Genomic DNA, 8,936 nt, shown 5'->3' with positions numbered 1-8,936 from the left:
CAGAAGTGTAAAAATAAAACGAGCAAAAAGTGTAAAATTCAACTTGACGTCTACACCGGTGTTCGATACGAAACCTTCCGTTCCTTTTATACGGACAAAATGTATACCTTTCGCAGGAGTGAAATAAAAATTCAGATATCTGAAAATGTGTCTTAAGGATTGAATGAACTTTCCTTTTTTCTATGACTACATGGGGAAATGTCATTGAATAGAATCGCACTTATTACTGAGTCATCCTTGAGGAACATAAAAGTGTAAAAAAATTAGGAAAGCTCGTAAGGGCATTCTTAACCTTATTATTTACTTAGTGCTAAAATGTTTTTAGTGAAAAAAAGACACAAATAGCGACATATTGGAGCTCAAAGCACAACGGGAGTAGCCATTGTTAGTATGGAAACAGGATATTGGAAAGAAAAATTTAATGGTAAAGTAATCCGGATTAAGTAAAGAATATCTAATATCAATTCCTTTTGTAAAAAACCAAATATAATACCTTTATTTCCCTTTTATTAAATGATAGTATTTTCTTATTACCAATATTGTGTAGAGGGAAGAACCCGAGAAGCGATTAGGCTTTTTGGGTTCTCTTTTTTGTGAAAGGAAGTGCTCAATAGTAAGGATTAAATTCTTACTTCATTGGTATGAAAAATATTGCTATTCCCATTATTATTTCAATGTTTATTTTAACTCTTACGTTATTCACCCTTTATTCCTACGGCATGTGGGACCAACTAGCTGTATCTTATTGTCTTATAAACATGTCCTTCATAGGACTTGCTTGGTTGCTATTTCTAATAAAAAAAGCGAGTGGTAGAAAAACCTTTTATATGCCTAAAGGAAAGCAGGTGTAGTTAAACTAAATGAATGACCGAGATATCCAAAGAAGAATTGAAGACAAGCGCGCGGAAATGTACCTGGCTGCAAATAATTTAGGTTTAGACAGTTTAAAGGTGGTTAAGATTAGCGAAGAGCTTGACCACTTAATTAATCAATTTAATTCTAATAGGTTTCTAGATAGAGGTTCTATAAATATATCTAAAAATAGTGTATAAAAGGTAGGCTTTATGACGATTATATTAAATGAAAACACCACTAAAATGATTACTGAGGAAGAATTTACTTTTTTGGCCTATGAATTTATCCGTTTAGTCGATGATTATATCAAATGTCAATGCACAGAAACGAAAAAGTTCTTAATACAGGATATAAATTTATTAGGTGAGGCAATGGATTTATAATCTAATTTGGAGGAAGATATATGAATAATAGTGAACACTTTAATTTTTTTAGAAAGACAATGATAGAATCCCTTGAACAAATGAACATGGAAAATTTCCATATTTATAAGCGATTATTAACTAAGCAACTGCAGATATGTTAAAATATGGTAGATATCCAAAATTTCCAATCGAAACATCAAATATCATTAGTTAGTGATACATCCAAGGATCTTGACGTACTTCCTGAGGTTATAGAGCAAACTAAAAACATAGAAACGTCACCACAAAAATATCGATTTGAGCGTAAACTCAGAGGGGGCTATATCCAAGAAATCGATGGGTACGTTCCTGAAGGAGTAGTAAGGAATTTAGAAATACAACATGGGGATTATTTATATGCTGTAGAAGTCGAACCGGGTTATCACCAGAAAAAAAGGTTTGAATACAGCATAGCTGAAAAAGGGTTAGGGATAGAACCTTCAGATCGAATTCAATATAATTATTGTCCTGTAGAGATGGAAAGCGGGAGACTAGTTGTAAAAAAGAACTTAGATAGTGGTGAAGATATTCGGCTAGGTGAAGTAGCTTACACAGTTATCCTCAATGAAGATGATATCCATTCATTAAATATAAAAGAAAATGATATCGTAGATATTGCATTTCCCATAGATAAACCTGAGGCTAATAGAATTTTATGGCGACATAACACAGAAAATTACGATAGCTGGGTTCCTCCGCTGAAATCTGGCCATTATAAAAAGGCAAAGCAGCAGGGCACTACAGAAATTATAAATAAATGTAACCTAGACTTCGATAGTAAAACTATATTAGTTGTAGGATTAGAAGCAAGAAAATCTGTCTTTGAAAAAGAAATTGATGCTAGGGGAGGGACCATGATCTGGGCTTCTGGTAACGAAGAACTATCAAGACTTGAGGCAATGGTAAAGAAGTCAGACTTAGCTGTTATTATCATTAGTCATGTAAGCCATCGAGGAAGTATAGAAACAGTGAAGTATTGCAAGAATCATGGTATACCTTTTACACCTGTTAAAAGCAGAGGTGTGGAATCTTTAATAACTGCCATTAATGAATCTATACAAGAAACTACTCACATAGCTTAACTCTTCTATTATCTACTAAGTCATATTTCTTTTTAATATCTTAACAAATAAGTCCTATAGCGCATTATAATAATATATTTACCGACCGCTTAAAAAAATCTTTAGCGGTCTTTTACATTTTTAGGTACAAGTTTGAATTGTTTAATGCTGGATAAATATTTATAATATTACATAAATAGGCCTAATGGCATAAGGGGACAAAACGATGGAAGAGTATAGCTTTGGAGAAGTGCTGCAAACTCTAAGAAAGAACAAAAAATTTACTATTAGGGAGATTTCAGAAGGGATATGTACAGATAATGAATATAGTTTATTTGAACGAGAAAAAAAATATCCTACTCTAGACCAACTATATTTAATAGCCGAAAAACTAGGTACCAATTTAGCAGATATTATGAAAATGATCACTAAGAGTAATGATAATTATGTGAAACTAATAATAGACCTTATAAACAAATATAAAAGAGAAAGGGAATATGAAAAAGTCTTTCAGATTACACAAAAGGAAAAGAATTCTCATATATTTTCATCAAATAAACTGAAACAATTTTTATTATGGAATGAAGGAATATGTTATTACTATTTACATGACGAACCAGAGAAAGCTGTAGAAACTCTTTATGAAGCCATTGATTTGACTAATCCACAGCGTAAAAGTTTGAACGAAAGTGAAATTGAGATATTAACGAGTATCGCAATGATTATATATGAAACCAAGGATTATCGAAAAGCAATTTCTACCTTCATAATAGCGCTTAGAGATCTTGAAAGTCTCCCGACTCTACTGGAACCAAAAGTCAAATTACGCATCCTATTTGGCCTATCACAAGCCCTGACAGATAATGAACAGTATGAAGAATCCTTAAATTATAGTTTAAGAGGAATCAATCTTTGTATAGAGGAAGAACTTTTATATTTATTTGCAGAGTTTCATTATCAGAGCGGGGAAAACTATCTAAAATTGGGAGAGCGAGATAAAGGAAAGACCTATGTGGAAGAATCTATTCATCTCTGTTATTTAACGAAACAGACTAAGATGGGTCAGATAATCGAAAAAGAGTTGGAAAAAATGCTGGCCAACTGTTAAAATTTTATTAAAGAGGAAAATATAGGAGGATTTTACTATGAAGAAATTAATTATTGGCGCTGCGTTATCCCTAAGTATTGCTGGTGCAGGTTTGTTTGCTATAAATCTTAATGATCAATCCGGAATTCCAACACAACACCAAATTAGCGAAAAATTAGACTATGCGGGCATTCCCACTCAACATAGCATTGGCAAAGAAATTGAATTAACTGGAATCCCAACTCAACATAGTATCGGTAATGGTTTCACTGTGATGGGAATACCTACACTGCATTAAAAAATTGTACTTTCACCAAACCATCCTTAATGGGTGGTTTTTTTGATATACCAAGCACCAATTTAAATTAGAACAGATGGGGTCAGGTACAGAAGTAAAAAACTATTTTCCCCATTAAAAGACATAAATTTTCTTCTTAATTATAACTTGAAAGCATATCTATAATTAAAAAGGAAGTGAGCCCTAATGCTTAAAACCAGGCAGGACTCCTGGACAAAAGAAGAAGATACTCTGTTGGCGGAAATAGTATTGAAACATATAAGAGAAGGCGGCACTCAGCTCCAAGCCTTTGAAGAAGTGGGCAAACAATTAGAACGTACATCCGCAGCTTGTGGCTTTCGCTGGAATGCAAATGTTAGAAAATTATATAGAACTGAAATAGACCATGCTAAAAAGCTAAGAAAGATGGATTCTTCCTCTGACGTAAGCCATCAAAATAATCATAGTAGGTCTAATCAAAATGGAAAGACATTAGTAGAATTCGACAGTCTAATGGATCAGCTATGGGCTTTGTACGAATCAAAAAATACTAAAGACAACTCAGAACAAGATCTTCATTCCATCGAAGAATTAAGGGATCAAATAAATGTCCTAAAAGATAAAAATGCTAAGATTTTAGAAAAAAAGAATAAACTAGAAAAGGAATATAATGCATTAAAAGAAATTTTGGAATCAGCGCATCAAATACTAAAATTTAAATGATAAAATGTGTGGTAAAGAAACCTTTAGTCTGGGTTTCTTTTTTTGTTTGACCTTACATTATTTCCTTTTTTTAGTGTGCTAAAGCCGATGTTTGAAGATGATATCAACCCACCTAAACCTTTTCAATAAAGAGGGGATGAGCAGTATGGCCCAATGGAAGGAATTATTAATCGAAATAAAAAAATTGAAGAAAAGTATAGAAGCTCATTTAGAAATCCAGTTACAGAGCTAGAAATTAAGTATTTTTAGAAGCTGATGCAGGAGAAGATAGGTAACATACAGTTACCAAAGTCTTATATAAACTTTTTATAAACAGTAAATTTGAAAATTGACATGAAAATGAATCGCATAAGTAATATGTATTTTTGGGGGACTCTGATATAGCCTGGTACTTTTTGATTTAAAACAAGAACTATTTCTAGAACTTGATAAACCATCAGGAACCTTTATACAATCCTTTGATTGTTTCGACTTCATGTTGGCCGAAGCACTCCAAACAACACTAATATAAAGTTAAGTAGGGCCATTTTGGATATGCTGAAGCAAATCATTCAGAGTAAATCCACATCTATTATTTGATTTTCCAAACCGCTAACATACCAAACTAATGGGTGATTCGAGTAAAGAAATAAAGGAGGGATTTCAGTGATCTATTTAATTACTGGACCGATGGCAAGTGGTAAATTTACTGTTGCAGAATTGATGGCAAAAAAATTCAAGAGGTCAGTACACTTACGTGGGGATGTCTTTCGTAAAATGATTGTTTCTGGAACGAGAAGAAATGAGCGAAAAACCTAGTAAAGAAGCTGAAACTCAGGCAGATTTGCGCTATCAATTAACAGCAGAAGTTGCAAAATGTTACAGCAAAGCAGGATTTACTGTTATTGTACAAGATAATTACTATGGTCAATAACTTCCGTATATTCTTAAATTAATGGGTCATGAGAAAGTGGAGCCAATTGTTTTAACTCCTAATGCTGATGTTATCCGAGAAAGAAAGCATAATAGAGGCAAGTTTGGTTATATCGGCTTTAATGTTGATAGTTTGCGGAAAGAGTTTATAAAAACTACACCGCACCTGCGTATTGGTTTATGGGTTGATAATAGTATCGAACAACCGCATGAAACAGTTGATTATATTATGGCTAAGTTAGGTATTGAATTAAACTAAAAATCTTCTAAGTTATTCCATAAACTGGTGCGATAGTTAAATACACTTCGCTTTTCTACTAACAATAAAAATAAGGAATTGTGGTAACATCATATTATAAATGTTGTAAATAAATGAGCATACAAATAGTTTTATAATTAATATTATTAATAAATATTTAAACAAAAAAATATACACAACTTTATTATATTTTTCCATACTTTCTGCATATAAATTATTTATTATAAAGGTCTAGGACAAATAACTACCCCTATATGAAAACAGTAGGAAGAAGCACTCCCAAGGGGGGGTGCTTTTTCTTATTATCATTTCTACAAATCTAGAACTTCACGAATAATATTAGATAATTTGTCCATACTAACAAAAGGGAGGGGTAGACATGAAAAAAGTAATTTTTAGTATATCAATAGCGTTATCATTAATGTTTTTCTACAGTCAAGTAGGACAGAGTAAAGAGGATAACCTTTTATCCATTGTAAATAGTTTAGATGATATGAACGCAAAAATAAGTGAATGGTCTCTATATTACAAGTATGATGTGAATTATTCCGATTCTTTAAGTACTTTTAGAGAGCACGAAGCCAATCTGAAAAGTAAATATCCCAACTTTCAATGGGAGGAAAATAGAATCAGAGATCACCATATCATTATAACCGGAAAGTTAAACGGAAACATCACCAGAGAACAAATTGTTCTTACAGCACTAAAAGAAGGCAACAGGTATAAACTTTTACAAACATATAGTTTTACTAGTGAAATATGGTCACAAGATGAGTACGAAAGACTTACTAACATACTAGAAAACAAACATAATCTTTACTTCACTGTAAAGTCTAAATTAAAACCTGATCAGCATCAGAAATTAAGTGATAAGGCCAATAACATTTTAGAGAAACTTTCAGCACAACCAGTTGAACAACTTGTAGAGGAAAACTTTGTTTCCGTCTCAGCTTATAAAAATTCCTGGGAAAATTTCTTACCAACAAGAAATAATGAAAAAATGAATTTACAATTAGGTTTGAGAAATAATCAAGAAGATAAATTGATAAGCATTATAATTGGAAGCCCTATTATTACAATTGAGTATTAAAAGGGGAAAAGGGATCATAATAAAGATAGCTTATTTTTAGTTTATTCTACAAGTTTAAGTGTAGGAGTTCGGTTCTATAAACTGTTAACCCTCTGTTCATATGTGAATAGAGGGTTTTTTATTATAAAAGTAAATAAATTTCTTCCTCCATATTTTCTTCAAAGTTATTTTCTATAATCAGTTTTGATATAGAAAAAGGATTAACTGTTCTGCACAATTCTGGGAGAAAATTCTTATACCATTACCCAAATAGATTAACATCCAACAAAAACTTTATTTATTGGAAACAAATCATTAAAAGTAATTTATTAATTATCAACTTTAAAGGAGAACAAAATGAAAAAGATACTATTCTTTATATTAATTACAACCTTAATAAATTTGTTTCCCCAAAAAACCTATGGTGCAGATAGCCCTAAAGTGTCCAGCGTTTCCGCTATTTTAATAGATATTAAAACGGCGGAAGTTTTATTTGAAAAGAAAGCTGGTGATAGGATGTACCCGGCAAGCCTGACAAAGATAGCTACGGCCATTTATGCTATTGAAAAGGGAAATTTAAATGATAATGTAACTATTGGTAAAAATCCTAGGGAAACAGAAGGTACGAGGGTTTATTTAGAAGAAGGTGAAACTGTCACACTTAGAAAGCTAGTACAAGGTTTGCTTATTAATTCTGGCAATGACGCAGGGGTCGCAATAGCAGAACATTTGGATGGCTCTATTGAGGCATTTTCTAACAACTTAAATGAATATTTAGCTAAATTAGGTTTAAAGAACACAGTCTTTAAGAACCCACATGGTCTATTTGACGCTGAACACGTTACAACCGCTGAAGATTTAGCTTTGTTAACCCGTTACGCGATGGAAAATAAGGAATTCAAGGAAATTTTCAGTACAAAAGAGCTAAAGTGGCAAGGAGCATCTTGGGATACGACCCTTTACACCCACCATAAACTTATGAGGGAATCACCATATGAAGGTGTTATAGGCGGGAAAACTGGATTTGTTGATCAATCCGGACATACATTGGTGACAGCTGCTAAAAGAAAAGATTTGAGCTTGATTGTTGTTACATTAAATGCTGCATCTCAAGACATTGCATATGAAGACACAAGGAAGTTACTCGATTTTGGATTTAGCCACTATAAAACGTCAACTATACCTAAAGGTATCTCATTTAAAGTTAAAGATAGTATTTATACTGCAAAAAAAAGCATTTATTTTACTCAAAATATCCAAGGAGATGCACCAAATTTGATAACGGGAGATGGAAGTGTGGAAATTTTGAAGCCAAGCGAAAAATTCCTTTCTGATCTCCAGGGTGAAGAATTTTTTCAAACAACTAATGAAACAAAGGAAACATTTAAGGAATCAAAAGATCAAAATGTTAAAAAAGGGGGTACCGAAGTTTATTTGTCAGTAATAGCACTGCTTTCTGCAATCGCTGCTTTAATAGTAATTAAAAGAAAGCCCCTCAAAAAAGATTCAACAAAAAATTCATAAATTAGATGACTATCTTCTCTTTACCCCAGGATAAATATAACTTCTGGGGATTGTGGATAATACCAAATTCAAATCATTAAAAATTGTAGGGGGAAAGAAAATGAAGAGTTTTTATAAACTGCTGGAAAAGCGGTGGTTTTTATTGCTTTTATTTCTAACAAATTTTTTGGGAACTGTCTATGGCTATATTTGGTATGGAAATCAGTTGTCGCAAACACCTGCAGAATTCCTGATATTCGTTCCTGATAGCCCTACAGCAAGTTTATTTTTCATCTTCGTTTTAGGAGCTTTTCTGATTAAGAAGAACTGGCCATTAATGGAAGCTTTAGCTGTAGTAACCCTATTTAAATACGGAATTTGGGCCGTGTTTATGAATATTTTTACCTACTATGCAACTGGTTCTCTCCATTGGACAGGTTATATGCTAATTGCGTCTCATGCTTTAATGGCAATTCAGGGATTACTTTATGCTTCGTATTATCGTATAAGATTATGGCATTTGGTAATTGCAGCTATTTGGATATTACATAACGATGTCATCGACTATGTGTTTTTCATGATGCCGTGGTATGGTCCCTTAAGTAATTACACACCGCAAATAGGATATTTTTCTTTTTGGTTAAGCATAGCCACATTACTAATAACTTATTTCCTTGTCATCAAGAGAAAAGGGAGCTGAACAGCTCCCTGCAGACTGTCGACAAACTCGATGAAAATCGTGCTTGTCTGCAGTCTTTTTTATTTTAAAATAGAAGTAATACAATG

General features: G+C 32.7%; 12 protein-coding genes. All 12 read left to right on the top strand.

Annotation, left to right across the window (positions count from 1 at the left end; genetic code table 11):
- Positions 1–860: 860 nt before the first annotated feature.
- The 12 genes from NR125_RS28885 to lhaT all read left to right on the top strand — a co-directional run bounded on the left by NR125_RS28885 (position 861) and on the right by lhaT (position 8,850).
- A complete protein-coding gene (locus tag NR125_RS28885; protein ID WP_071158566.1) occupies positions 861–1,052 on the top strand; it encodes an aspartyl-phosphate phosphatase Spo0E family protein in 192 nt (63 codons plus the stop codon).
- Between the two features lie 12 nt (positions 1,053–1,064).
- The gene (locus NR125_RS28880) at positions 1,065–1,238 is read left to right on the top strand and encodes a hypothetical protein (protein WP_175502208.1); all 174 of its coding nucleotides are present in this window, start codon (positions 1,065–1,067) and stop codon (positions 1,236–1,238) included.
- Between the two features lie 146 nt (positions 1,239–1,384).
- Positions 1,385–2,341 (top strand): DUF2325 domain-containing protein, encoded by a 957-nt coding sequence (locus tag NR125_RS28875; protein WP_256816791.1) that lies wholly within the window; start codon positions 1,385–1,387, stop codon positions 2,339–2,341.
- Positions 2,342–2,546: 205 nt separating this feature from the next.
- Positions 2,547–3,428 carry a helix-turn-helix domain-containing protein gene (locus tag NR125_RS28870; protein WP_071158570.1) on the top strand — a complete coding sequence of 294 codons (882 nt, stop codon included), beginning with the start codon at positions 2,547–2,549 and terminating at the stop codon, positions 3,426–3,428.
- A gap of 37 nt (positions 3,429–3,465) precedes the next feature.
- Positions 3,466–3,705, top strand: a complete 240-nt coding sequence (locus NR125_RS28865) for a hypothetical protein (RefSeq protein ID WP_071158572.1) — start codon at positions 3,466–3,468, stop codon at positions 3,703–3,705.
- Positions 3,706–3,891: 186 nt separating this feature from the next.
- Positions 3,892–4,407, top strand: a complete 516-nt coding sequence (locus NR125_RS28860) for an RsfA family transcriptional regulator (RefSeq protein WP_071158575.1) — start codon at positions 3,892–3,894, stop codon at positions 4,405–4,407.
- Between the two features lie 645 nt (positions 4,408–5,052).
- On the top strand, positions 5,053–5,205 hold the full coding sequence (locus NR125_RS28855; protein ID WP_244671326.1) for a nucleoside/nucleotide kinase family protein: 153 nt from the start codon (positions 5,053–5,055) through the stop codon (positions 5,203–5,205).
- Positions 5,189–5,320, top strand: a complete 132-nt coding sequence (locus tag NR125_RS28850) for a hypothetical protein (RefSeq protein ID WP_256816788.1) — start codon at positions 5,189–5,191, stop codon at positions 5,318–5,320. The genes NR125_RS28855 and NR125_RS28850 overlap by 17 nt, the downstream gene beginning before the upstream one ends.
- A 36-nt stretch (positions 5,321–5,356) precedes the next feature.
- Positions 5,357–5,578 (top strand): phosphotransferase, encoded by a 222-nt coding sequence (locus tag NR125_RS28845; RefSeq protein WP_235192326.1) that lies wholly within the window; start codon positions 5,357–5,359, stop codon positions 5,576–5,578.
- Positions 5,579–5,957: 379 nt separating this feature from the next.
- A complete protein-coding gene (locus tag NR125_RS28840) occupies positions 5,958–6,668 on the top strand; it encodes a YwmB family TATA-box binding protein (RefSeq protein WP_071158577.1) in 711 nt (236 codons plus the stop codon).
- Between the two features lie 336 nt (positions 6,669–7,004).
- The gene (locus NR125_RS28835) at positions 7,005–8,171 is read left to right on the top strand and encodes a D-alanyl-D-alanine carboxypeptidase family protein (RefSeq protein ID WP_256816783.1); all 1,167 of its coding nucleotides are present in this window, start codon (positions 7,005–7,007) and stop codon (positions 8,169–8,171) included.
- Positions 8,172–8,271: 100 nt separating this feature from the next.
- The gene (gene lhaT, locus NR125_RS28830) at positions 8,272–8,850 is read left to right on the top strand and encodes a lipoprotein heptaprenylglyceryl N-acetyltransferase LhaT (protein WP_071158578.1); all 579 of its coding nucleotides are present in this window, start codon (positions 8,272–8,274) and stop codon (positions 8,848–8,850) included.
- Positions 8,851–8,936 lie beyond the last annotated feature (86 nt).

Source organism: Cytobacillus sp. Bac17, assembly GCF_024519925.1.
Classification (GTDB): Bacteria; Bacillota; Bacilli; order Bacillales; family Cytobacillaceae; genus Cytobacillus; species Cytobacillus pseudoceanisediminis.
Note: the sequence above shows the minus strand (reverse complement) of the source record. Positions and strands in the feature narration are given on the sequence as shown.

Coding starts and splice junctions, on each gene's coding strand:
- NR125_RS28870 (WP_071158570.1), top strand. CDS start 2,547: ATGGAAGAGTATAGCTTTGGAGAAGTGCTGCAAACTCTAAGAAAGAAC.
- lhaT (WP_071158578.1), top strand. CDS start 8,272: ATGAAGAGTTTTTATAAACTGCTGGAAAAGCGGTGGTTTTTATTGCTT.
- NR125_RS28875 (WP_256816791.1), top strand. CDS start 1,385: ATGGTAGATATCCAAAATTTCCAATCGAAACATCAAATATCATTAGTT.
- NR125_RS28840 (WP_071158577.1), top strand. CDS start 5,958: ATGAAAAAAGTAATTTTTAGTATATCAATAGCGTTATCATTAATGTTT.
- NR125_RS28885 (WP_071158566.1), top strand. CDS start 861: ATGAATGACCGAGATATCCAAAGAAGAATTGAAGACAAGCGCGCGGAA.
- NR125_RS28835 (WP_256816783.1), top strand. CDS start 7,005: ATGAAAAAGATACTATTCTTTATATTAATTACAACCTTAATAAATTTG.
- NR125_RS28880 (WP_175502208.1), top strand. CDS start 1,065: ATGACGATTATATTAAATGAAAACACCACTAAAATGATTACTGAGGAA.
- NR125_RS28860 (WP_071158575.1), top strand. CDS start 3,892: ATGCTTAAAACCAGGCAGGACTCCTGGACAAAAGAAGAAGATACTCTG.
- NR125_RS28865 (WP_071158572.1), top strand. CDS start 3,466: ATGAAGAAATTAATTATTGGCGCTGCGTTATCCCTAAGTATTGCTGGT.
- NR125_RS28850 (WP_256816788.1), top strand. CDS start 5,189: ATGAGCGAAAAACCTAGTAAAGAAGCTGAAACTCAGGCAGATTTGCGC.